The organism is Magnetospirillum molischianum DSM 120 (assembly GCF_000294655.1).
In the GTDB taxonomy this organism is placed as follows: domain Bacteria; phylum Pseudomonadota; class Alphaproteobacteria; order Rhodospirillales; family Magnetospirillaceae; genus Phaeospirillum; species Phaeospirillum molischianum.
In genome coordinates, this window is record NZ_CAHP01000034.1 from 18,761 (window position 1) to 41,547 (window position 22,787).

Genomic DNA, 22,787 nt, shown 5'->3' on the forward strand with positions numbered 1-22,787 from the left:
GAAGCGGGCACGGTCCCTTCCGGGAACCCTCGATGGTGGTCTAGTATATCGTGTCAACCGGAAACGCCGCCACGATAGAGCGATGACGCGACCAAAAATTGATCTTCCGACTTCATCCGATAGCGGTTCGATGTCAGGATCGGTCACACCAGATCGGACTGAGGTTGGACGTAAGAATGGTGCGTTACGAGAAGGCCGACACACTGTTGCAGTTGGCGATGGATATGCAGGCGGCCCGGGGCGGGTTGTCGCTTGGCGATATCGAGGACCGGTATGGGGTCGGTCGCCGCACCGCGATGCGAATGCGCGACGCCGTACTGCGCAGCTTCCCCCAGGCCGAAGAGGTTGCCACCGACGAACGGATCAAGCGCTGGCGTCTCCCCGCCGGAACGCTCAACAGGTTGGTTGGCTTTACCGCCGAGGAACTGGCGTCGCTTGAAGCCGCCGTCCAATTGCTCGATCGCGATAACCGCGAAGACGAGGCGGACACTCTTGCCGCGCTGTCGGCCAAACTGAAGGCTCTGATGCGGCCCGAGGTTGCCCGCCGGGTCGAGCCCGATTTAGAGGTTTTGCTGGAGGCCGAGGGGCTGGCGATGCGCCCCGGCCCACGTCCACGCATTAAGGTGATGGTGCTCGAGGATCTGCGCGAGGCAATCAAGGGCAGCCGTAAGGTGCGGCTCCGCTATAGGAAAAGGGGGATGCACCAAGTCAAAGAGCGTCTGGTTCATCCCTACGGCTTCCTCTACGGCCATCGCAACTATCTGGTCGGCTTGCATGAGAACCCCAAGGCTAACAAGGTGGTTCTGTTCAGCCGGCTCAATATCGAGGCGGTCGAGGTGTTGTCTGACGGTTTTGTCCGTGATCCAGATTTCGACCTCTCCGCCTACGCCGCGCAATCGTTTGGCCTGTTCCAGGACGAACCATTCGCGCTGGTGTGGCGCTTTGCTCCCGAGGCGGCCGACGACGACGCCGATTTCGTCTTCCACCCCAGCCAGGAGATCGAGCTTCAGAATGACGGCTCGCTTCTGGTCCGCTTCACCGCTTGCAGCGACCTCGAGATGGCTTGGCACCTGTACGCCTGGGGCAACAAAGTCGAGGTGCTGGAACCGGCGCGGTTGGCCGCGATGGTCAACGGCAACCGCATGGCGTGGCCCGCGCTGCCCTGATGTGACCGCTTTGGTCACATGGCCGTGAGAGGGTTCTGGCATGATGGAGGGGGTGATGGATCGCAACGATAATTCGAGTCCGGATTATTTGTCTTGGAAGGGTAAAGCCCGGCCTGATGCAAAGGCGATGTTTCCTTGGCATCCTGCCGCCTATCACTGCCTCGATGTTGCCGCGGTTGGTGGCGCTATACTTGGGGCAACATCCGTCGCGCGCCGCCGTTGGGCGACCCTGTTGGGAGGGCCTGAGGACGAGTGCATTCCGCTGATTCTGCTCACTCTGGCTTTGCATGATTTAGGAAAGTTCACCGGTGCCTTCCAGGCCAAGCTGGCCAACGGTTCCGAGCTGCCGGGTGGGGTGGTCTTTGGCCGAGATCCTGGTCATGACGTTGCTGGGGGTATTCTCTACGACCAGGCACCTGCGATCGACAATTGGCGCGCAGCCCGGTTCGGCCCCCCCAGGCGGGTCCTGACCAAGTCCAGGCCGTCACTTGCGGACGAACGGTTTCGCCGCCTCCTTTGGGCCGCTTTTGGTCACCATGGCAGCCCAAGAAGCATGATCGGCGAGGAATTAGGGCGGTTGGCGACCCCGGTCGACCAAGCTGCGGCGGCCGGATTTCTGAACGACCTTGAGTCTCTGGACGGGTTTGCCGTCCTTGGCCCGTCCTCGCTCTCCTGGCTGGACGAATCGCGGATCGCCGCCGCCTCGTGGGCTTTGGCCGGGCTGACGGTATTGTGTGATTGGATCGGCTCGAACTCCCGTTGGTTCCCGTACCACGCCCCCACCCTGCCTCTCGACATCTACTGGAAGACCGTCACCCGTCCACAGGCTGACCACGCGATCCGTGAAGCCGGATTGATACCCGCTCGTCCCGCTGGACGGTTCTCCCTGGCCGAGGCACTGCCTGGTATAGCGGCCCCAACACCCTCTCCCATGCAGCATTGGGCGCAGACGATGGCTCTGCCCGAAGGCCCGGTCCTGGCGATCCTCGAGGATCTGACCGGAGCGGGAAAGACCGAGGCGGCACTTTTGCTTGCGGCTCGGATCATGCGCGAGAAAGGGGCGCAGGGGCTGTATCTGGCGTTGCCGACGATGGCAACGGCGAACGCGCTGTATGACCGGTTGGGACCGGTGGTCCGTGCTCTGTTCGTAGGGGAAGACCAGCCCTCATTGGTCCTGGCCCATTCCGCTCGTGATCTCCATCCCGGTTTTCGCGTGGTCGATCTGGCGGGGCCGACCCCGGCGGAGGGCGGCCGGGTCGGCGACCAGCGAGACGAATCGGCTGAGGTGACCTGTCCGGCGTGGATCGCCGACGACCGCCGCCGCACTTTTCTGGCCGATATCGGGGTGGGGACGATCGATCAGGCGCTGTTGGCGGTGCTGCAAACCAAGTTCCAGTCCTTGCGGCTGGACGGCCTGTCGCGGTCGGTTCTGGTGGTGGACGAGGTCCACGCCTACGACGCTTATATGACCGAGGCCATCGAGGCGTTGCTGCTGGCCCAGGCATCTCTCGGTGGGTCGGCGATCCTGCTGTCGGCGACGTTGCCCGAGGCGACGCGGCGGCGGTTCGAAGCGGCCTTCACCGGACGCCCCGCCGGAGGAGACGACGGTTCGGCTTATCCGCTGGCCACGTTGGCTTCGGCGACGGGAGCGGTTCACGCCCCGATCGCCGCCGGACGGGGAAGTCGGCGCCGATTGCCGGTGCGTTTTCTCGCCGATGCCGATGCTGCCCAGACCCTTTGCCGCGAGGCTGTCGCGCGGGGAGCGGCGGTCGCCTGGATTCGCAACAGTGTTGATGACGCCCTTGATGCGGTCGAGGCCCTGCATGATCTCGGCCCGACGTGCTCGCTTGATCTATTCCACGCCCGATTCTGCCTCGGGCATCGGTTGGCGATCGAGCAACGGGTGGTTCGGCGTTATGGCCGAACCGGCGAGCAGGACCGGCAGGGGATCGTCATCGCCACCCAGGTGATCGAGCAGTCGCTGGATCTCGATTTCGACGTTCTGATCAGCGATCTCGCTCCGATCGACCTGCTGATCCAGCGGGCCGGGCGGCTGGGCAGACATCAGCGTGGACCGCGTCCATTCGATCTGTGCCTGCATGTCGTCGGCCCGTCGGCGATCGACGATCCTGGGCCGGGCTGGTTTTCCGCACCGTTTCCCCGCGCCGCCTATGTCTATCGCGACCATGGGGCTCTCTGGCTGACCCGCCGTCTACTGGAGGAAAGGGGCGCGATCGATCTTCCCGCCGACGCCCGCTTTCTGATCGAGGCGGTCCACGGTCCGGCAGCCGAGGATCGGATCCCGAAAGCCTTGCGACCGATGCATGACCGGATCGTCGGTGAGGCGGGGGCTCATCGCGCCTATGCCCAGATGGCTCTGATCGACCTCAAGAACGGATATGCCCCCACCGGCCATGGCTGGGAAGACGATGCCCGGATTTCGACCCGGTTGGGCGAGGCGTCGATGGCGGTGCGGCTAGCGGTGTGGGATGGCCAGACCCTGGCCCCGATGGTGACGGATATCGATCAGCAACGGGCTTGGCGGTTGTCGGAGGTCTCGGTCCCGCTGCGCCGCCTCGATCTCGAGCGCGAACCGGGCTCTGACTTGGCGGCGGCTGAACGCGATTTGGCCGGACGGCTTCACTGGCCGGATTGGGCCCCGCCGATCGTCGCCTTCCGGCGTGACGGCGATGGTTTCAAGAGCTGTGACCGATCTGGACACATCAGGGTGGCACCCTGGACCTATGACTTCTCGACCGGCCTTCGCTATCCCCGATGAAGGAGAGACGCCGTTGATCCCGCCTGTTCCGTTCAACCTGATTGCGCATTCCTGGTTGCCATTCCGTCGGGCTTCGGGGGCGCGGTTCGTCGGTCGTCCCGCCGACATCGTCGCGGGCTATGGCGACGATCCGGTGGTGGCGCTGGACTTTCCCCGCCCCGACTTCACCCTGGCGCTGACCGAATGGCTGATCGGCCTGATCGCCGCCCGGATGGCGCCAGAAAGCACCGAATCATGGCTCGACCTGATGCAGACGCCCCCTTCGGTCGCTGAGTTGGAGGCGGCTTTGCGCCCGCTGGAGCCTGCGTTTTGGTTCGATGGCGACGGCCCCCGCTGCTATCAAGACTTCGACACCAAGATGAGCGGGACCGAATTTCCGGTGGCCGCCCTGCTGATCGACTCTCCGGGCGATTCAACGAAGGCCAAGAATGCCGACCTTTTCGTCAAGCGGGGCCGTACCCCAAATCTGGGACGGCGTGCGGCGGCGGCGGCCCTGATCACCCTCCAGACCTATGCCCCACCGGGAGGGGCAGGCCACCGTGTCGGGGTTCGCGGCGGCGGTCCGCTCTCCACTCTGGTCGAAATCGATCTGGCCGAGGTGCAGGGTCAGCCGGTGCCGGTGCTGTGGACCACCGTTTACGGCAATGTTCCGGCGGGAGGTGACTGGCGGATCGAGGCGGCCGAAGGTCGCGCTGATGTCTTTCCCTGGCTGGGGCCGACCCGGACCTCCAGTCCCGACCGCCCCACCAATCCTTCGGATGCTCATCCGTTGCAGGCGTTCTTCGGCATGCCGCGGCGGATAAGACTCGGTTTCACCGCCGCCGCCGAGGTGGAGTGCGCCCTGCTCGGTGACCGCGATCCGGTGATGGTCGCAACCTACCAAACCGCGCCATGGGGGGTGCAATACCAAGGATGGACCCATCCCTTGTCGCCGACATACCTGGGGAAAGGGGAGGAGCCGGTGTGGCTTGCCGTCCATCCCCAACCCGGCGGTTTGCCCTATCGCGATTGGCTGGGGCTCCTGGTTCAGGGCGGCGATGACGCCAAGCAGCGGCCTGCTCCGATGGTTAAGGCGTTCCGAAAGCGGGTGGGGGAGACCAACCACCCGGTGCGGGTGATAGCCGCAGGCTACGACATGGACAACATGAAGGCCCGCTGCTGGTATCAGAGCCGGATGCCGCTGCGGCCGTTCCTTGATCGCGATACCGCCGAAACGATGATGGTGCGGGCGGTGAAGCTGGTCGATGGAGCGAAGAAGGCCCTCGATAGCCTGCGCGTGGCCGTCAAGATCGGTCGGCACGGCCAGCGCGAAGCGAACAAAAACCATTCCGGCCACTGGTCTTACAAGGCCAAGGACAAGGACAAGGACAAGATCGATACGGCCACGCTGGATGAACGCTTCTGGCGCGAGACCGAGTCCACGTTCATCGACATTCTGGGGCGGATCGGCGCCGCCGACCTGGAGTTGGACGAAGCGCTCCGCCGCGACTGGCTGGCCCGGTTGCGCACCCAGGTTTTTCGCCAGTTCGACGACGAAATTCCGATCGAGGGGATCGGCGAGGATGGTGCCCGCCGTGCCGCCTATGCCCGCGCCACTCTGCATCGCGCCACGAATGGAGCGCTGAAGAAGGCCCTCGGTCTGGCCGATCCGCCGCCCAAGTCCGGCCAACGCCCCTCTACCCGAGAGAAGGAGACCCACGAATGAGTTTCCCCGAAACCGCCGTGCAATGGTGGCAGAGCCTGGAGCACAGCCCAGGCGACCGCGCCGCGTTGCGCCGCGCCGATGATCTGGTCGCGGCGGTACCGATCCGGGCGTGCCGCGACTTCCTGGTCCGCACCGGCGGTATCGCCGCCGACGACCGGTCAATCGAGGCCAGGGTGGCGGTGACTCTGGTGCTGGCCCATGTCCGCCGTGACGAAGGAAGCGGTTCCTTTGCCCGTCGTCTCGGCCTGCCTCCCAACGCCGAGACACCGGTGCTGACCGAAACCCGGTTTCGCCGCCTGCTCAAAATCGAGTCTCCGCTGGAGCTCGTCCTGCCGCTGCGCCGTGCCTTGCGGTTCACCGACCATGCTGCCCCGGTGGCCGACCTTTCCCTCTCGATCCTGTCATGGGGCGAGCGGACCCGTCGCCGCTGGCTGTTCGAGTATTTCAATGAATCCGCCGCCGCTCCGGCGTCCAATCCTGCTGCCTGAAAGGGGTTTACCGATGCCTCAGTTCCTGCAACTGCATTTCCTGACCGCGTTCCCTCCCGCCAACCTTAACCGCGACGATACCGGTCGGCCCAAGACCGCGATGGTCGGCGGCTCTGAACGGCTGCGCATCTCGTCGCAAGCCCTGAAACGGGCGTGGCGGACCTCGGATGTTTTCCATCAGATCGTTGGCCCGGCGATCGGGATTCGCAGCCAGCGGTTTGTCTGGCGCATGGTCGAGGCCCTGGTGAGCAAACACGGCTTTGCCCCCGAAGAGGCGACGTTGCGGGTCCGTCTTGCGCTCCAGAACAAGGCAGCTAAAGCCGGTGCCGACGACGATGCGCCGGAAAGTGACGAGGCGCCGGTCGAGGACGGCAAGAAAGCCAAGGTCAAAGCCAAGGGAAAGGACAAGGGGGGATTACCCGCCAAAGTCGCCTTCGGGTCGATCCAGACCAAGGAGGGACGCGACAATCTGACCAACGAACTGGTCCATCTCGGCCCGGACGAGATTGTGGCTCTGGACGACCTCGTCGAGCGGTTGGCCCGGGGGGAGACGATTGATCCGAGCCAACTCGCTCTGCTGGAGGAGCGTCCGCACGCTGCCGACATTGCGATGTTCGGCCGCATGCTGGCCGACGCGCCGAAGTTCAACGTCGAGGCGGCGGTGCAGGTGGCGCACGCGATCACCACCCACCGCGCCAGCGTCGAAGACGATTACTTCACCGCCGTCGAGGATCTGAAGGAACACGCCGACGACCGGGGTGCCGGTCACGTCAATGTCCAGGAATTCGGTGCCGGGCTATTTTATACCTATGTCTGCGTCGATCTCGGCCTTCTCCTCAAGAATTTGCAGGGTGACCGCGATCTGACGCGGCGGGCGGTCGAAGGATTGATCTGCGCCGCCGCCACCGTGCCACCCAAGGGCAAGCAGAACAGCTTCGCCAGCCGGGCCTATACCCATTATTTGCTGGCAGAGCGGGGAACCACCCAGCCGCGGGCGCTGAGCGCGGCCTTCCTCAAGCCGGTGTCTGCGAATGGGATCGACCCGTCGATCAAGGCGTTGGTCGATCTGCGCGACAAATTCGATCAGGCTTACGGTTCGTTGGCCGAGGCGCGGGCGGAGATGAATGTCGAGGCCGGGTCCGGCACGCTGGCCGACATCCTGACGCTGGCCGCCGCCGCGATCGAGGCGGAGGCCAACACCGCGCGGGAGGCTGTCGATGCATGACGTTCTGCTGTTCCGACTGGCCGGTCTGATGGCGGCGTGGGGCGAGATCGCGGTGGACGAGCGGCGCTCGACCTGGTCCCAGCCCTCAAAATCGGCGGTGCTGGGCTTGGTTGCCGGAGCGATGGGGATCGACCGGGCCGACGAGGCGGCCCACCTGACGCTTCATCGCACCCTGGGCTTCGCGGTTCGGGTCGATTCCGAAGGTCGTCCCTTGCGCGACTATCATACCGTGCAGAGCCCGAGGTCGGGCAGGACCAGCGCATGGGCGACGCGGGCCGAGGAAGTGTCCGGCCCCGCCTCTGCCCTCAACACCAAATTGACCGACCGTTATTATTTCGTCGGTCAGGTCGCCACCATCGGCTTGTGGCAGCGAGAGGAGGGCGGTCCGTCCCTGGCAGCCATCGCCCAGGCCCTACTCCATCCGCGCTTCGTCCCCTATCTCGGGCGGAAATCCTGCCCGACGGTAGCACCGTTCGCACCGGATATCGTTGTCGGCGACAGCCTGGAGGCGGCGTTCGCCGCCTATGCGCCGCCCCCCTTGCCCGAGGGGTTCGCCGTCCCCGCCGGTCGGACCCGTTTGTATGCCGATGCGGGGGCACCGCTCGCCGGGCTGCCGGACGAAGTGCGCGAGCGGCGTGACGATGCCCCCTCGCGGCGGCATTGGACTTTCGCGCCTCGAACAGAATGGATGATCGTGCAGGAGACACCGTCATGACCGTCGATCATTCCGACCTGTCGCCTCGCTGGTTCAGCCGGTTACGGCTGCGGCGCGATTCCCCGATCCAGGCAGCCCGAGCGGCAATGCTGGGAGCCAGCACCACGCGCGACCGGGGCCATGCCCTGGTTTGGTTGGCCTTTGCCGATGATCCCGATGCAAGGCGCGATTTCCTGTTCCGCGAGACTACGGACTGGGTCTATTGCGTCTCGGCTCGTCCGCCGGTCGATGACGGTGCCGTGTGGGAGATCGAGACCAAGGCCTATGATCCTGCGCCGCCGGTCGGAATGACGATTGGCTTTTCCCTGCGTGCCGCGCCAATGGTGTCGATCAAGACTGGACGACGTTTGTCAGCCAAGGTCAACATGGTCGCTCGTGCCCGCGAGGCGTTGCGGGCCGAGGACCCCGCCGCAGCGTTTGGACCCGACCGTGTTCGCGCCGCCGCGCTGCCCTGGTTGCTGGATCGGGCTGCCGGGATCGGGTTGGCGATCGACGAGGCGACGCTCCGGGTCGATGGATATCGGCACGACCGGCTTCCCCGGCAGGATGGGCCGCCGATTCGCTTTGCCAGTATCGATTATGAAGGAACCGCTCTGGTCTCCGACACCGATGCCGTGCGCCGCGCCCTTCTGCTTGGGGTCGGCCGGGGCAAGGCCTATGGCTGCGGCTTGCTGCTGATCCGGCCTTTGGGGCGCGAGGCGGAGTAATGGGGGAGACGATACCCGGTCTGGCCCCGCCCAGCCCGATCCCGATTAAGGATCGGGCTTCGATTCTGTTCATCGAGAGAGGCCAACTCGATGTGATCGACGGAGCCTTCGTGGTCGTCGATGCCACCGGGCTCCGCACGGTGATCCCTGTCGGTGGTCTGGTCTGCCTGATGCTGGAACCTGGGTCCCGGGTCAGCCATGCCGCCGCAACTCTGGCCGCCCGGGCCGGAACTCTTTTGATCTGGGTCGGCGAGGCCGGGGTTCGGGTCTATTCCGCTGGCCAGCCGGGTGGGGCACGTTCGGATCGGCTGCTTTTTCAAGCCCGCCTTGCCCTGGACGAAACCGCGCGCTTGCGGGTGGTCCGCAAAATGTACGCGCTTCGCTTCGCCGAGGATCCGCCCGAACGCCGCTCGATCGATCAGTTGCGAGGGATCGAGGGCATTCGTGTCAGAACACTGTACAAAGACTTGGCGCATAAGTTCGGCGTGTCCTGGGATGGACGCCTTTACGATCCCGAAGACTGGTCGGCCGGAGACGTCCCCAACCGTTGCCTCAGTGCGGCCACCGCCTGCCTGCACGGCCTATCTGAGGCGGCAATTTTAGCCGCTGGTTATGCTCCAGCGATCGGGTTCCTTCATTCCGGCAAGGCCCGCTCTTTCGCCTACGATATCGCCGACATCTTCAAATTCGACACTGTGGTGCCAATCGCCTTTCGCGTCGCCGGGGCGGTGCAGAACAATCGGCCGTTGGAGCGTGAACGGGTGGTTGATCCTGTGCGCACTGTTCGCCTGCTGTGTCGAGATTCGTTTCGGCGCACCAATCTGCTTGCCCGCCTGATTCCGATGATCGAGGAGGTCCTGGCCGCCGGTGGATTGGAGGTTCCACCCCCCGCGCCCGAGGCCCAGCCGATCGCTATCCCCGAGGAGCCGTCCGGCGATGCTGGTCATCGTGGTTGAGAACGTTCCGCCCCGCCTGCGCGGCCGCTTGGCTGTGTGGCTGTTGGAAGTCCGAGCCGGTGTTTATGTCGGCGATTACGGAGCCAAGGTGCGCGACATGATCTGGCGACAGGTCCAGGAGAATATCGGCTCCGGCAATGGCGTGATCGCCTGGACCGCGCCGACTGAAGCCGGGTTTGTCTTCGATACCTGCGGTACCAACCGACGCGATCCCGTCGATTATGATGGCTTCCCCCTGGTCGCGTTTAAGCCCCCTCTCACCGATAAGACGCGATAAGAACATACAGAAAACCTCGGTGTGCTGTTTGACATCGTGAATCTGTTGGCTAAACAATGGTCTCCAGCCAGACCGTTCCCCGCGCCTGCGGGGATGAACCGTGGTTTGGGGCGGTCGGCAATGGCGTTACAAACCGTTCCCCGCGCCTGCGGGGATGAACCGCACTGCTTGGAGCGTGCTTATGCTCTGCCGTGCCGTTCCCCGCGCCTGCGGGGATGAACCGTCCACGCCAGCGCGGGCCAGCGGGTCAAACGCCCGTTCCCCGCGCCTGCGGGGATGAACCGCGTCGCGATGCGTTGAGCATGGTCCGCGCTGTCCGTTCCCCGCGCCTGCGGGGATGAACCGGAGGGATCGTGATCATGAACCCGGAAGGCGGACCGTTCCCCGCGCCTGCGGGGATGAACCGTGCGGGGGCAACATCCATAGACCCATCGCCACCCGTTCCCCGCGCCTGCGGGGATGAACCGGCAGAAGGAGCTGGAACTTGATGCTAAAGGCTCCGTTCCCCGCGCCTGCGGGGATGAACCGCATCCAGGGTGCCATTCCACTTGCTGCCTGTCCCGTTCCCCGCGCCTGCGGGGATGAACCGGCTCAGTTGGACCTTTGGGAGAGCGCTGCTCGCCGTTCCCCGCGCCTGCGGGGATGAACCGTCGCTCGGGGTGTTGGTGCCGTTCAGGCGCGACCGTTCCCCGCGCCTGCGGGGATGAACCGCCTTTTTGACACGGGAGACGGCTATGGCACGTCCGTTCCCCGCGCCTGCGGGGATGAACCGGACACGCTCGACCGGCTCGACAGTCAGCGAGACCGTTCCCCGCGCCTGCGGGGATGAACCGGCCGGAGCTATCGCGCTGGAGCATGCCGACGCCCGTTCCCCGCGCCTGCGGGGATGAACCGTCACATCGCCAGCGCTTTCGATCCACACGCCCCCGTTCCCCGCGCCTGCGGGGATGAACCGCCGACGATGAACACGCCGCCGATGATCGAGGCCCGTTCCCCGCGCCTGCGGGGATGAACCGGCCCACCGCGCCGAATATGGGTCTACGTCGCTCCGTTCCCCGCGCCTGCGGGGATGAACCGACCACGACTTCATTCGCATTACCACCATCGACCCGTTCCCCGCGCCTGCGGGGATGAACCGGGTGATGACTCCTGTCGGGTGGAGGTGGCCGGCCGTTCCCCGCGCCTGCGGGGATGAACCGACTTGCCGAGTATGACGCAGCCGCGTCAAAAACCGTTCCCCGCGCCTACGGGGATGAACCGCGCGCTGACGCCATCGTCAAAGTGGCCGACCACCGTTCCCCGCGCCTGCGGGGATGAACCACGGGCATTAATTTCGTTCTCGCCACCGTCGGCCCGTTCCCCGCGCCTGCGGAGATAAACTGCGTTCAGTTAGCGGACATGGGCCTTCTCCATGCGGGGGGCTAACGGGATCGGCCGGGGCCGGGGGGGGGGTGGTTTCGCCTGATCGGGCGTGAGGGCGGTTTCGACGAAGGCCCCCATCGCGTGGGCGAGGTCGGGATCGATCGCGACGGTCTGGCGCTCAGAGAGCTGGCGGGCGACACGGTTGGCCAGGATCTGAAATCGGTCGCAGCGGACGACCCGGCCGCCGACGGCACGCGCAGCGGCTTCGGCCTCGGGGCTGGCGGTTGGGGTTAAGATCTCGATCGCGGCCTGGGGGTGGCGGTCCTTCAGCGCCGTCGCGGTGTGGGGCAAATCGGCGTCGCGGCCAACCAGTAAAGCGGGCTGATCGGTGCCGGTGCGGGCCAGACTGGCGGCAATAGCGTCGGTCGAAAGTAGGATCGGCCCCGCATGGGGTTCGGGGGCATCGAGCCGCCCGGCGGGATCGAGGACATGGCGCAGCCCGGGGCGGGTAGCATCGCCGATCGTGCAGCTTCGTCCGGACTCGTCGATGGCGTGGATCGCCCAGACATGGCCGTCGTCATCGCGCAGCGGAAACAACGCCCGCCCCTTGGTGTCACCCTTGAGTCCGAGGGTGGCAAGATCGTCTTTTCCTATTCCGGTGATCGCCGGGTGCCGCCAGGGCGCGGCGGCGAGCCAGCCTTCCAGCGCCGGTCGGATCGAGCGCGGCACCTCCCGGCGTGGGGCGGGATCGTCACCGATCAGCAGATGGAGGAATTCCCGGTGAGTGACGCTAATCGCCAGCGCCAGCGCGTCCTTATGGGCATCGGCCATCAGGTAATCGCGCCAACTGCGGATATTGAACAGATGGCGGCGGAGAAAGCCCGACTGCTTCTCCTGCCGCCAGGTCCGCCACAGCTTTGATGTGGCGGGGTGACAGGTCATCGGCTTGGCGAGATAGGGTTTCCGGGGAGTCCGCGGCTGTGGCTTCTGTTCTAACCCAGGCGGCTCATATGGCCCGAGTCGCTGTTCGAGGTTTTTCAGCGAGCAGGAGCGATCGAGCGCGCTGGCCTTGATCGCTCCTGCCCCGTCGATGCGGCGGATCACCAGCCCGGCCCCGCGTTTGCGGATCTCGGCATCATACTCGGCCAGGCCCTGGTGTAGCTCCGCCCACGAGCTGGCTGTGCCGATTATCGCCAGGATCTCGACTTTGTGCTCGATCAGATGGCGCTCGAACGATTGCTGCCAGGTCCGCGCCTCGTAATCGCGGGCCTTGGCCGAAACCGGGTTGGGCTCCGCCCCGATCCCTCGATCGACCTTGAGGCCATATTTCTGTTCCATTGCCCGCGCCACTTTGGACAGTGTGAAGAAATCGCGGTGTGGGGTGTGGCAACGGTGGGTCGTGGGGTGGATCTTGTTGTAGGCAACGTGGAGGTGGAAATTGTCGGTGTTGATGTGGGTGCCCGCGACCCGCTGATGCTCGGCAAAGCCCAGCGCCTCGGCAAACGCCCGCTCGATATCCTGAAGGTCGGCGAGCGACAGCTTTTCCTGTTCACCGGCATTGAACGACACCACCAGATGATAGGTGCGGTCGGTCAGCTTGCTGTTGAAGGCGCGGGTCGCCTCGATCTCGATCAAGGCGGTGTCGAGATCGGCCAGATCGGTCCCGGCATCGCAGCCGACGATCCAGAAGCGGTCGAGCTTTTCGCCCTTTTCCCGCGCCGCCGCGACGTAACGGCCAAGATGGCTGTAATCGTCGCGGGTCTCCGGTTTCTTGGCGATCTTCTTCGCGATCATTCCGGCTGCTTGGCGCGAGGGTGGTGCTGATAATGGATCGCGTGGACCGTGGCCTTCAGCGCCGCCTGAACCGTCGCGATCTCGACCAGCAGTCCCTCGATCCGGGCCAGATGGGCGGGCGACAGATCATCCGCACCGACGTCGAGCGCCAGCTTCAGCAGATTGCCGAGCCGGGCCTGATCGGCGTTGATCTTCAGCAGGTCACGGATCGCCTGGGCAGCGACGAAATCGGTCGGATCGGGCAAGCGGGTGCCCAGCGCCAGACGGCGCAGCAGTTCGGACACCGATAGCTTCAACTGGTCGGCCAGAGCATCGACCTGGGCCCGCTCATCGGCGGTGAAGGAGACTTTGACCCGGTTGCGTTCGGTACTCATCGTGTAGTCCTTTATTCTTTTCAGGAATTGCGGGGCTGCGCGCCCCGGACCCTCGCCAGGAGCCAGCGGCTCCTGGACCAGCATTGGTTGGACCGGGCGGCGTTTCGGTGGGGAGATCGGATGGCGCGGGCAAAGCCCGCGCGAAAATGCCCCCCCCGAATCACCATTTGCCCCAGACTCTGATTAACGCTGGTCCAGGGGGCGGGGCCCCCTGGCGGGTGTGGGCAGCGCCCACAGGGTTGATCAACCCACCGACCGTTTACGCGATGCTGCGGGACGGCTCCCTCAGACGGGCGAGAGCGCTATCGATCGCTTGACGCACCGCTCCGGGGCCGCGTGACTGGGCCAGATCGTTGAAGTCGGTGAGGCCTTTAAGCTTTTCCTCCGCCGTGAAGCGGGGCGAGACGACGAAGCCGCCGACCGCCTGGGCGGCTTCGGTGGCCTTCTCCAGCCCGACATTGCCATGCCGGTTGGCGTGGTCGTCATCGGCGGCAATGACGATGGTGCGGTCGGGATAGCGGGCGCGGACGGTTGCGGCGACCGGGGCAAGGTTACCGGAATCGAAGGCGGCGATCACCGGCTGCCCGGTCGCCTCGAAGATCGAGGCGGCGGTGGCATAGCCTTCGGCGATCAGCACCGGGCCGGGATTAGCGAACAGGGTGTCGAGCGTGCCGGTGCCGGTCGGCTCGATCACATGGAAGGTGCCTGCCTTGTGGCTCTGTTTGAGGAAGCGCTTGCCGTCGGCACCGACGACCTGAAGCGTCCACAATTTGCCCTCACCGTCGCGGGCGGGGATCATCAGCTTGCCCTCGCCATCGACGCGGACGCCGTGGCCCTGGACCCCCTTGGCTGCGAGATAAGGCGAGCGTTCGGGTGTGGCTGCGCCCGCCAAATTCTCCCACACCCCGTAGGCGACGCGGGCGGCCTTCTCCGCCGCCGCGAGGCGGAGGCTCTCGCGTTCGGCCCGGATCGCGGCCGCTTCGGCCTGGACCTGAGCGCGGGCCTCGTCGGTTAGGGCCTGTCCGGTTGCGACCCATTTGACGGTGCCGCCCGCTTTGTAATTGGTGATCTGGCCCGAGGGGCGACCGTCGAGGAAGCCGCGATAGGAACCGCTGATCTGGCCCTTGCGGTCGCCCTGGACCGGAACGCGGTGCCAGGTGCCGTCCATTACCGGGGCCGATTTCAGCATCAGTCCGTGCGATTTACAGGCTTCGGCGAATTCCTCGACCGGAGACAGGCTGGCGGCGGGAGCAGCCGGTTTGCCCGACCAGCGGGCGAAGGCAGCTAGGTCGATCCCGTCCGGGACGTACCATGATTTGGCCTTGCGGTCCCATTTGGCTCCGGCGGCTTTGGCCTGATCCTTCTCCGCATACGGAACAGCAAGATAAGTGCGCGTCTCTGCTTGTCGTTCGGTCACGGTATCGGGGCGCGAGTCCGGCGTCGAGGCCATGCCCTGCTCCTTTGCTGCGGCGTGGGCCTGAGCGGCGCGTTCGAGCTCGGGACGGCGCTCCGGCTCCATGACCCAGGTCTTGATCGTTTCGGCGTCCCGGGCGGCGCGGAAGATCTCGTTCTTGTCGTCCCGTAGCGCCTTCAGCCAGGATTCGACATAAGCGGCGTGGTTGGCAGGATCGTGAGAGATGCCGAGATCTCGGGCCAGCATGGTGCTGGCGATTTCGGCCCTCAGTTCCTCGCGGGCATAGAGTTCAGAGCCGAACGGGCCGAAATTGCGGACAAGCCGGGAGGGATGGCCGGTGGCGTGGCCGAGCTCGTGCAGCAAGGTGGCGTAATAGGCTTCCTGGCCGACGAACGCGCCCCTGGGCGGCAGATGGATTTCATCGCGGCCGGGGGTGTAGAAGGCGCGGTTGGCCTGATCGTGATGGACCGGGATTCCTGCGCCGTCGATCAGGCTTTCAGCCTGAGCCACCGGGTCGAACGACGGTGCCGGTGAGCCCCAGGGGGCCAGCCCGTCGATCTGGTCGGCGTTGAACACCTTGGCGAGGAAAACGCGGGGCCGGTCGAGCTTTGTCTCGACCATTTTGGGCTTGCCGTCCTCGCCCAGCACCGGCTTGCCATCGGTATCGATCAGCGCCTCGCGGGTGCTCCATTGCCAATATTCGACGGTAGTCGATCGCTCGCCCTTCCTCACCTGGGCCCCGATTTCGAGGGCTTGGCGATAGGTCATCCAGCGCGGATCGGCCCGACCCATCATCGACAGCCACAGATCGTTGATGCCGCGATAGGGCTTGTTGCTGACCGGGTTGAACGGGGCCGCGCCGATCTCTCCGGCCTTCCAGGGCTTTTGCCAGGGCGCGGTGCCGTCCTCGATGCGGCGGATGATTTCGCCCGCGATTTCGTCGCGATAGCTGATCTTCGGTTCGGCCATCATTCCGCCTCCTCGTCAAAACGGCTGTCGAGCGCGGCCTCAAGATCGAGGGCCTCGTCCTCGAACGCGGCCATCGCGTCGGCATCGTCGGGATCGACCGTCACCACCAGGCCGGTGGTGATCTGAACCGCGATCTGGTCGAGCGGGATTTGGGGATCAGGGGACATCGGGAGACTCCTTTCAGATGGACGAGGATCGGGCGGCGGCGCGGATGCGATCCGCGAAGCCAGAGGGATCGGTGACGGGCACCGAGGGATCGGAATCAGGTTCGCTGTTCCCGTCGTTGCGATCGGTACCGACCGGGGCGAGCTGCGAGCGTTCCAGCAGGGTGCGGTTGAGGAAATAGAGCGGCTGACGGCCGAGGATCGGCGGATAGCCCGCCGCAAACACCAGCATCTCGCCGGGGCGGACGATCCGGGCGGGATCGCGCCGCGATTTGACCGCCGCTTTGAGCCGCATGCATTCGTCGGGCGTCAGCAGCGGCCGGGCCACTTCGGCGACGCTGTCGGTGACGGTGCCCGACAGCGCCAGCGGTTGGCGCGAGCGGGTGCTGCGGGTCTGAACGATCGTGGTTTTGCCGCACAGATCGGACAGCACCTTGGCGGTGGCGACCTCGTTCGGCGCATAGGCGACCCGGATATGACAATTGCCGACGATCGAATTCTCGCGGCCATAGGCCCCTTGCAACTGAGTCAGATCCTGGATGATCAGGAAGGCCTTCAGCCCGTATCCGGCCATGAAGGCCAGGGCGCGTTCGAAAATCTCCAGCTTGCCGACGCTGGTGAACTCGTCGAGCATCAGCAGCAGGCGGTGGCGGTATTTGGGGGCGTCGCCGCTCTGCATCAGGCGGCGCAGCACCAGGTTCAGGATCACGCGGAGCAGCGGACGGAGCCGGTCGATGTCGGACGGCGGCACCACCAGATACAGGCTGGCCGGGCTCTCGCCGTTCATCAGATCGGAAAGGCGGAAATCCGACGCGGCGATGTTTTGCGCTACGATCGGATCGCGGTAGAGCGACAGATCGACCTTCGACGAGGACTGAACGCCGGAGCGTTCTTGCGCGGCGCGGTCCTGCATTTCCTGCCCGGCCGAGCGGATCAGCCGGGTGGTCGCCTCCGCTCCGGTCTCGAAGCGGATCATGTCGGCCAGCAGATGGTCGAGGCCACCTTCGCCCGAGGCGGTCAGGATAGTATCGACATCGGTCAGGGTGGCGACCCGGCCCTGGTCCGCACGCACCTTATATAAGGTGTAGAGGATCGCGGCGGTCAGCCAGGAGAAGCCGGACTTGGCCCAGAAATCGGCCAGCCCCTTGCCGTCGGGATCGATGATCATCGCCGCGATGTTCTGGGCATCGGCGATGGCGTGGTTGCTGTCGAGGCGGATTTCGGCCAGCGGGTTGAAGCGCAGCCCGCCGGACTCCGCCGTCGGATCGAACTTCAGGATGCGCTGGCCCTGCGCCGCGCGCCAGCCCGAGGTCAGCCGCCAGTTCTCGCCCTTGATGTCGAGCACCAGCACCGAGCCCGGCCAGGACAGCAGGGTCGGCAACACCAGCCCGACGCCCTTACCCGAGCGGGTCGGCGCAAATGCCAGCACATGCTCCGGCCCGTCATGGCGCAGCGTCCTGATTTTGCCCATCAGGCCGGGCCAGCCCCCGACGACAACGCCGGTCTTGCCCATCAGACCGGCTTTTCTGACATCGGCCTTGGTCGCCCAGCGGGCCGAGCCGTGCAAGGTGGTGTCGTCGTGGCCGCCATGGGTGGTCCGCCCGCCGATCCGCGACGCCAGCGCCTGAAGCAACACGATCAGAACGATCAGCGCCGCCGCGACGCCGAACAGGCTGGCCGTCAGAAACAGCGGAAGCTGGTGGTAGGCGCGCAGGTAATCCTGCACCCAGACCCACGACGCGGCTTCGAGCGGATAGAAGCCGAATCCCACTTGCCACACCAAGCCGGTGATGAACACGACCAGAAGGATCGCAACGGGGAGCAGAAGCAGCCTCATCGCCCGGCCCTCCGGAGAGGGTTATGGGCTCTGCCCATTCCAGCCAGGGGCACGGCCCCTGGACCCCGATCCAATTGATGCCGGTCCAGGGGGCGCGGCCCCCTGGTGGGTGTGGGCAACGCCCACATCTTGCCGGTCGCGCTCATGCTGCGGTCCTTTCGGAGAGGGTGCCGTCCTTCATCACCCAGCGCCCGGCGCGGGGTTCATAGATGTCGGTGATGCGGCGATAGCCGTCGCGGTCGCGCTTGATCTGGACGATCACATCGACCAGTTCGGCGAGGAATTCCGAGATGCGGGGCATCGACTGCCCGGCCCAGGCGATGTTCTGCTCGAACTTGCGGTTCAGCACCTGATGGGGGCTTTCGGCGTGGATCGAGCACATGAATCCGGTGATGCCGGAATTCAGTGCGCCGAGCGCCGCGAAGGCATTCTGGGTGCTGATCTCGCCGAAAATGACGTGATCGGGGGTGGCGCGCATCTGGTGGTCATAGAGCTGCCGCCAGTCGATCATCCCGGCCGATCCCCCGGCCTCGCGGGCGGCGAGCAACCCGACCCCGTCCCAGAAGCGGTCGATTGCGAGTTCGGGAGCGTCTTCGGCGACGACGACGCGGCGATGATCGGGCAGGAAGCCGAGCAGCTTGTTGAGCAGCGTCGTCTTGCCGGTGTTGGTGGCCCCCGAGACGATGATGTTGGCTTCGGCCAGCATCGCGGCCTCAAGATAGGCGACGACGGCGGGGCTGGCCCCGATCTGCTCCCAACTGGGGGTGAAGGGATGTTTGCAGCGGATCGCCAGCGACACCCCGGTCTGGACCGACGCGCCGAGCAGGGCCTCGAAGCGGTGGCGGGCTTCGGGGATGATGCAGGACAGTTTGGGCGCGGTCTCGGGATCGAAGCGCAGCTCGGCATGATTGGCGAGCGAGCGACAGATATCCTCGATCCGGGCCAGGGTAAGGTCTGGCGCGGGCAAGATTGACTTGCCCACGCCGCGCCGGTCGAGGATCACCTGGGCGGGCCGGGTGATCCTCATCTCGATGGTGGCCGGGTCGTCGTAGAACGAGGCCAGCGGCCGCAGGATGGTCGAAATCGCCGAGATCATGGCGATCAGAACGGGCACGGGGGAACGAAGAGAGTCTGCTTGCGCTCGGTGAGCGAGATCGCGGTGCCGCCAATCGAGTGAATATACGGCTCGGCAGCGGGGAACGGCTGCCTGCTGGTCACTTTCGCGGCCTCGCACCACCCAATCCAGGCATTGCCGGGAAACTTGCAGGTGGTAGAGATTTTCTCTCCTGTATCCGTATTGATCCGCTCGATCTTGTGGACGTTCTGCATCGCGGTGCAGAAGTTGAACACCGTCGTCGTCGGGCTATTGGCCCCGTCGTTCCCCCATGTCGTCTCCGAATTCTCTCTGGTAAGTCCATACCACCCCGTCGCCATCGGCCTTGTTTCGACGACGTGCTCGATGCAGACATTGACGGGTCCAACCGGCGTACCCGCGCCGATTGGCTTGGTGTATTCGGTATCGTCGGGTCGCTTCCAATGTTCGCTGCGGGCGGTCTGCCGCCAGGCATTGCAGCCTTCATAGGTCGAGCTGCCGGTAGGAAAATCGGTTGTACCCTGGGGGAGATAGGCCAATTGCGCCGCGCCGGGCAGCACCTGCGAGGCAACAATGGTGTAGGGTTTCCCGGCGTAATCGATCGTCACCGTCGAGAGCGGATAGGCCCAGAGCTGGTCGTCATGATTCTGGTAGCCGGTGATCGTCTGCTGCTGGCGATAGGTGGTCGCCGAGGTCTGGCAGGCGGTGACATACTCGCGGCTGCCGTTGGGGCGGGTGTAATAGAACCGCTCCTGGCCGTAGCTCTGCCCGGCCTCGATGTCGTGGGTCCATTTGGTCGGGTCGGTGCAGCCCTCGGTGGTCGAGATGATCGCCTGCGCCGCGCTGTCCGGGCTGCATTCGGTGATGTAGCGGACGCCCCCGTCGATGGTGATTTGCTTGCGCGATTGCAGGGTGACGGCGCGGCGGTCGAGATCGGTCACCGTGGGGCAGACGTAATTGCCCGAGGCATCGGCATAGACGGTTTCATGGGAGAAGGTGCGGCCGGTATCGGCGCAGGGCGCGGCCTGATAGGTGACGCCGTCCCGGATATAGGTCCACATCGACAGTTCGGCGCTCTTGTTCGCAGCAAAGTCATGGCGCAGCGGGCAGGCCTCGACGCTTTCGGTCATCGGCAAAGCGGCTGATTTGGTGGACGGCGCGCAGCCCCTGGCCTGGACCGAGGCGTTGTTGCGGTTGAGGTAGACCAGCGCCGCCTGCGGCACTGCCTTTGCCGTGGTGAAGTCGAGGAATACCGCGCACTGGCTCTCGTCCTCGCTGATTGCGTAAGGCGTTTCCTCGTCCTTGGCGCATTCACTGGCGGTGTGGGTCTCGCCCGCGTCGTCGGTATAGATCAGACTGTATTGCGGCCAGGCCTTGAGCGCGGTCAGATCGACGATATCGGTCGTGCAGGAGGCATAGGATTTCTTCAACGGGAAGCTGACCTCGGAATCGCGGCACTGGCTTTCGCCGGACAGCACGCCGTCGGTGAAGGTCTGTTCCTTTGACTGACGGATCGCCTTGCCCTGGGCGAGATCGACCCGGATGCGGCATCCCTCGGTGCTGGTGCGAGTCTCGGTGGTGGTTCGCTTGTCCGGGGTGCATTCGCTGATGTAGCGGGCAACGCCGTCGATGGTGATCCGCTGGCGCGATTGCAGGGTGACGGTGCGGCGGTTGGGATCGGTTATCGTCGGGCAGATGTAACTGCCGCTGCTGTCGGTATGGACGGTTTCATGGGGGAAGGTGCGGCCGGTATCGGCGCAGGGCGCGGCCTGATGGGTGATTCCGCCCAGGACATAAGTCCACATCGACCGTTCGGTGCTCTTGCCCGCGGCAAAGTCATGGCGCAGCGGGCAGGCATCGACGCTTTCTGTCATCTTTACGGCGGCCGACTTGGTGGACGGCGCGCAGCCCCTGGCCTGGACCGGGGCGTTGTTGCGGTTGAGGTAAACCAGTGCCGCCTGCGGCACCGCCCTTGCCGTGGTGAAGTCGAGGGACACCGCGCACTGGCTCTCGTCCTCGGTCAGGACGTAAGGCGATTCCGTGTCCTTGGTGCATTCGCTGACGGCGTGGGTCTCGCCCGCCTCGTCGGTATAGATCAGGCTGTATTGCGGCCAGGCTTTAAGCGCGTTCAGATCGACGATGTCGGTCGGGCACGAGGCATAGGATTTCTTCAACGGGAAGCTGACTTCGGAATCGCTGCACTGGCTTTCGCCCGACAGCACGCCGTCGGTGAAGGTCTGTTCCTTTGACTGACGGATTGCCTTGCCCTGGGCGAGATTGACCCGGACGTGGCAGCCCTCGGTGCTGGTGCGGATTTCGGTAGTGGTTTGCTTGTCCGAGGTGGGTGTCGAGGCAATCGTGGTCGGGGTGCGGTATTGCGAGGCAAGATCGTTGGAACGCGACCCGCTGCTGCCCTGACGAACCGTGCTCTCGCTCTGTGATTTCTTTGTCTCCTCCTCCTTCTTTTCATTCTTCTCCTTCTTCGCCAGTCGCTCCAAGGCCGCGACCAAGGCCGATTTCGAGCCCTTCACCTCCAGCGTCTTTTCCGGGAACAGCTCGTTGGCTCCCTTGGCGTCGAACTGTGCCGTCAGGCCCTCGGCCGAGATCGTTTCCTCGCGATCGCCCTTGGTGACGCTGGTCACCAGCACCTGGCCGACGGTCTGGGGACCGGCCTCGACCTTACGGGCGTAGCCCTTGGCGGTGACCCCGGACAGCAGCGCCGGGTTGATCCCCTCGACCGTGCCCAGCGAGAACGAGGCCGGAGTGGGCTGATTGACCGGCAGCGTCACCGCCGCCTTCGGCCAGACCGGCACCGCGACGGTGTCGCTGACGGCGGTAAGCGGAGCCGGAGCGGTCGCGGGCTGGGCCGGATTCTTCTGCGACGCGGCGGCCGGGGTTTTGGCCGCACCTGGATTCTTGGTTGGGACTGAGGCGGTCGAGGCTCTAGCCGTATCTGGATTCTGGGGCTGGACCGGAGCGGCTCCGGCCGGAAGCGGGATCAGAAGAGCGGCGCACAATGCCGCCGCGATGCTGTCGTTACGCATGGCGTCACTCCACGTTTGAAGCAAATTTTGTCCTTGCCATTGTGTTCGCTAATTGCGAACATCGGCTCACGGCAGTAGGACGGACAATGCGGATCACCTGGAAAAAGACGGCGCTGAAGACCTTGCTGAAGATCCAGCCCGCCAAAGCCGCCGACATCCGCGAGAAGCTCGCCGCGTTTGCCGCCGCTCCGGACCAGCCCAACAACAACCTCAAATCGTTGGAGGGGGTCGAAAACGGATACCGGCTGCGGGTTGGCGACTGGCGGGTGTCCTTCACCCTTGATGAAGATGCCGACGAGATCGATGTGTTCGAGGTTGCGCCCAGAGGAGGGGCATACCGATGGTGAACAGAGTGCAGACCCGTCGCATGACCGACCTCGAATACGAGGCCGAAATCGCTCGGTTGACTGCCGAGCGCGACGAACTGGCCTGCTCGGTCGAGCGGTTGGAAAGCGCGTTGGCCGAGGCTGCGCACGCCGCGACGGAGGACGAGGAAAGCTTCCCCGACGCGGTCGTTGAGCGGTTGGTGGCGGGGGAAAACCCGATCCGGGTGTTTCGTGAGCATCGCGGCCTGTCGATCCGCAAGCTGGCCGAGGCGGCGGGGCTGAGTGCGGGCTATCTGTCCGACATCGAGACCGGCAAGCGCACCGGCACCACCGCGACCATCAAGGCGCTGGCCGAGGTGTTGGCGGTCGATCTCGACATGCTGGTGTGACGG

18 protein-coding genes and 1 CRISPR repeat array are annotated in these 22,787 nt (G+C 65.1%); of the genes, 11 read left to right on the forward strand and 7 right to left on the reverse strand.

From position 1 onward, the window contains the following. The first annotated feature begins 176 nt into the window (after positions 1 to 176). Genes PHAMO_RS13740 through cas2e form a run of 9 tightly spaced genes read left to right on the forward strand, consistent with a single transcriptional unit; the run spans position 177 to position 10,018 of the window. On the forward strand, positions 177 to 1,166 hold the full coding sequence (locus PHAMO_RS13740; protein ID WP_002730161.1) for a helix-turn-helix transcriptional regulator: 990 nt from the start codon (positions 177 to 179) through the stop codon (positions 1,164 to 1,166). Between the two features lie 55 nt (positions 1,167 to 1,221). Further along, entirely contained in the window at positions 1,222 to 3,945 is a 2,724-nt protein-coding gene (locus PHAMO_RS13745) for a CRISPR-associated helicase/endonuclease Cas3 (protein ID WP_051002437.1), read from the forward strand. 13 nt (positions 3,946 to 3,958) lie between these two features. Next, positions 3,959 to 5,650 carry a type I-E CRISPR-associated protein Cse1/CasA gene (gene casA, locus PHAMO_RS13750; RefSeq protein WP_051002438.1) on the forward strand — a complete coding sequence of 564 codons (1,692 nt, stop codon included), beginning with the start codon at positions 3,959 to 3,961 and terminating at the stop codon, positions 5,648 to 5,650. Continuing rightward, positions 5,647 to 6,138 (forward strand): type I-E CRISPR-associated protein Cse2/CasB, encoded by a 492-nt coding sequence (gene casB, locus PHAMO_RS13755; protein ID WP_002730164.1) that lies wholly within the window; start codon positions 5,647 to 5,649, stop codon positions 6,136 to 6,138. Before casA ends, casB begins: the two co-directional genes overlap by 4 nt. Before the next feature lie 13 nt (positions 6,139 to 6,151). Further along, the gene (cas7e, locus tag PHAMO_RS13760) at positions 6,152 to 7,363 is read left to right on the forward strand and encodes a type I-E CRISPR-associated protein Cas7/Cse4/CasC (RefSeq protein ID WP_002730165.1); all 1,212 of its coding nucleotides are present in this window, start codon (positions 6,152 to 6,154) and stop codon (positions 7,361 to 7,363) included. Further along, entirely contained in the window at positions 7,356 to 8,078 is a 723-nt protein-coding gene (cas5e, locus tag PHAMO_RS13765; RefSeq protein ID WP_002730166.1) for a type I-E CRISPR-associated protein Cas5/CasD, read from the forward strand. Before cas7e ends, cas5e begins: the two co-directional genes overlap by 8 nt. Next, a complete protein-coding gene (gene cas6e, locus PHAMO_RS13770) occupies positions 8,075 to 8,785 on the forward strand; it encodes a type I-E CRISPR-associated protein Cas6/Cse3/CasE (protein WP_002730168.1) in 711 nt (236 codons plus the stop codon). Before cas5e ends, cas6e begins: the two co-directional genes overlap by 4 nt. Continuing rightward, on the forward strand, positions 8,785 to 9,741 hold the full coding sequence (cas1e, locus tag PHAMO_RS13775; protein ID WP_002730170.1) for a type I-E CRISPR-associated endonuclease Cas1e: 957 nt from the start codon (positions 8,785 to 8,787) through the stop codon (positions 9,739 to 9,741). Before cas6e ends, cas1e begins: the two co-directional genes overlap by 1 nt. Beyond that, positions 9,722 to 10,018: a type I-E CRISPR-associated endoribonuclease Cas2e gene (gene cas2e / locus PHAMO_RS13780; RefSeq protein ID WP_002730173.1), complete on the forward strand. Its 297-nt coding sequence runs from the start codon at positions 9,722 to 9,724 to the stop codon at positions 10,016 to 10,018. The genes cas1e and cas2e overlap by 20 nt, the downstream gene beginning before the upstream one ends. A gap of 72 nt (positions 10,019 to 10,090) precedes the next feature. Then, a CRISPR array of direct repeats spans positions 10,091 to 11,400; the repeat unit is 29 nt; unit sequence CCGTTCCCCGCGCCTGCGGGGATGAACCG. A gap of 7 nt (positions 11,401 to 11,407) precedes the next feature. Here cas2e and traI read toward each other — a convergent pair. The 7 genes from traI to PHAMO_RS13810 form a co-directional block, all read right to left on the reverse strand. Then, a complete protein-coding gene (gene traI / locus PHAMO_RS18635) occupies positions 11,408 to 13,174 on the reverse strand; it encodes a TraI/MobA(P) family conjugative relaxase (RefSeq protein WP_002730175.1) in 1,767 nt (588 codons plus the stop codon). Continuing rightward, positions 13,171 to 13,548, reverse strand: coding sequence for a plasmid mobilization protein (locus tag PHAMO_RS13790; RefSeq protein ID WP_051002439.1), 378 nt, complete (start codon positions 13,546 to 13,548; stop codon positions 13,171 to 13,173). Before PHAMO_RS13790 ends, traI begins: the two co-directional genes overlap by 4 nt. Before the next feature lie 259 nt (positions 13,549 to 13,807). Then, complete coding sequence (locus PHAMO_RS13795; protein WP_002730177.1) at positions 13,808 to 15,934, reverse strand: zincin-like metallopeptidase domain-containing protein; 2,127 nt, start codon at positions 15,932 to 15,934, stop codon at positions 13,808 to 13,810. Further along, a complete protein-coding gene (locus PHAMO_RS19555; RefSeq protein WP_002730178.1) occupies positions 15,931 to 16,098 on the reverse strand; it encodes a hypothetical protein in 168 nt (55 codons plus the stop codon). The genes PHAMO_RS13795 and PHAMO_RS19555 overlap by 4 nt, the downstream gene beginning before the upstream one ends. 13 nt (positions 16,099 to 16,111) lie before the next feature. Continuing rightward, the gene (locus tag PHAMO_RS13800) at positions 16,112 to 17,932 is read right to left on the reverse strand and encodes a type IV secretory system conjugative DNA transfer family protein (RefSeq protein ID WP_002730179.1); all 1,821 of its coding nucleotides are present in this window, start codon (positions 17,930 to 17,932) and stop codon (positions 16,112 to 16,114) included. Between the two features lie 142 nt (positions 17,933 to 18,074). Beyond that, complete coding sequence (locus PHAMO_RS13805; RefSeq protein WP_235720852.1) at positions 18,075 to 19,046, reverse strand: CpaF/VirB11 family protein; 972 nt, start codon at positions 19,044 to 19,046, stop codon at positions 18,075 to 18,077. Continuing rightward, the gene (locus PHAMO_RS13810) at positions 19,034 to 22,069 is read right to left on the reverse strand and encodes a hypothetical protein (RefSeq protein ID WP_002730181.1); all 3,036 of its coding nucleotides are present in this window, start codon (positions 22,067 to 22,069) and stop codon (positions 19,034 to 19,036) included. The genes PHAMO_RS13805 and PHAMO_RS13810 overlap by 13 nt, the downstream gene beginning before the upstream one ends. Positions 22,070 to 22,155: 86 nt before the next feature. Here PHAMO_RS13810 and PHAMO_RS13815 point away from each other — a divergent pair, with 86 nt between their 5' ends. Together PHAMO_RS13815 and PHAMO_RS13820 are read left to right on the forward strand one after the other, a co-directional pair. Further along, positions 22,156 to 22,416, forward strand: coding sequence for a type II toxin-antitoxin system RelE family toxin (locus PHAMO_RS13815; RefSeq protein WP_002730182.1), 261 nt, complete (start codon positions 22,156 to 22,158; stop codon positions 22,414 to 22,416). Continuing rightward, on the forward strand, positions 22,410 to 22,784 hold the full coding sequence (locus tag PHAMO_RS13820) for a helix-turn-helix domain-containing protein (protein WP_002730183.1): 375 nt from the start codon (positions 22,410 to 22,412) through the stop codon (positions 22,782 to 22,784). The genes PHAMO_RS13815 and PHAMO_RS13820 overlap by 7 nt, the downstream gene beginning before the upstream one ends. The last annotated feature ends 3 nt before the right edge of the window (positions 22,785 to 22,787 follow it).

Coding starts and splice junctions, on each gene's coding strand:
- PHAMO_RS13740 (WP_002730161.1), top strand. CDS start 177: ATGGTGCGTTACGAGAAGGCCGACACACTGTTGCAGTTGGCGATGGAT.
- PHAMO_RS13745 (WP_051002437.1), top strand. CDS start 1,222: ATGGATCGCAACGATAATTCGAGTCCGGATTATTTGTCTTGGAAGGGT.
- casB (WP_002730164.1), top strand. CDS start 5,647: ATGAGTTTCCCCGAAACCGCCGTGCAATGGTGGCAGAGCCTGGAGCAC.
- cas7e (WP_002730165.1), top strand. CDS start 6,152: ATGCCTCAGTTCCTGCAACTGCATTTCCTGACCGCGTTCCCTCCCGCC.
- cas5e (WP_002730166.1), top strand. CDS start 7,356: ATGCATGACGTTCTGCTGTTCCGACTGGCCGGTCTGATGGCGGCGTGG.
- cas6e (WP_002730168.1), top strand. CDS start 8,075: ATGACCGTCGATCATTCCGACCTGTCGCCTCGCTGGTTCAGCCGGTTA.
- cas1e (WP_002730170.1), top strand. CDS start 8,785: ATGGGGGAGACGATACCCGGTCTGGCCCCGCCCAGCCCGATCCCGATT.
- cas2e (WP_002730173.1), top strand. CDS start 9,722: ATGCTGGTCATCGTGGTTGAGAACGTTCCGCCCCGCCTGCGCGGCCGC.
- traI (WP_002730175.1), bottom strand. CDS start 13,174: ATGATCGCGAAGAAGATCGCCAAGAAACCGGAGACCCGCGACGATTAC.
- PHAMO_RS13790 (WP_051002439.1), bottom strand. CDS start 13,548: ATGAGTACCGAACGCAACCGGGTCAAAGTCTCCTTCACCGCCGATGAG.
- PHAMO_RS13795 (WP_002730177.1), bottom strand. CDS start 15,934: ATGATGGCCGAACCGAAGATCAGCTATCGCGACGAAATCGCGGGCGAA.
- PHAMO_RS19555 (WP_002730178.1), bottom strand. CDS start 16,098: ATGTCCCCTGATCCCCAAATCCCGCTCGACCAGATCGCGGTTCAGATC.
- PHAMO_RS13800 (WP_002730179.1), bottom strand. CDS start 17,932: ATGAGGCTGCTTCTGCTCCCCGTTGCGATCCTTCTGGTCGTGTTCATC.
- PHAMO_RS13810 (WP_002730181.1), bottom strand. CDS start 22,069: ATGCGTAACGACAGCATCGCGGCGGCATTGTGCGCCGCTCTTCTGATC.
- PHAMO_RS13815 (WP_002730182.1), top strand. CDS start 22,156: ATGCGGATCACCTGGAAAAAGACGGCGCTGAAGACCTTGCTGAAGATC.
- PHAMO_RS13820 (WP_002730183.1), top strand. CDS start 22,410: ATGGTGAACAGAGTGCAGACCCGTCGCATGACCGACCTCGAATACGAG.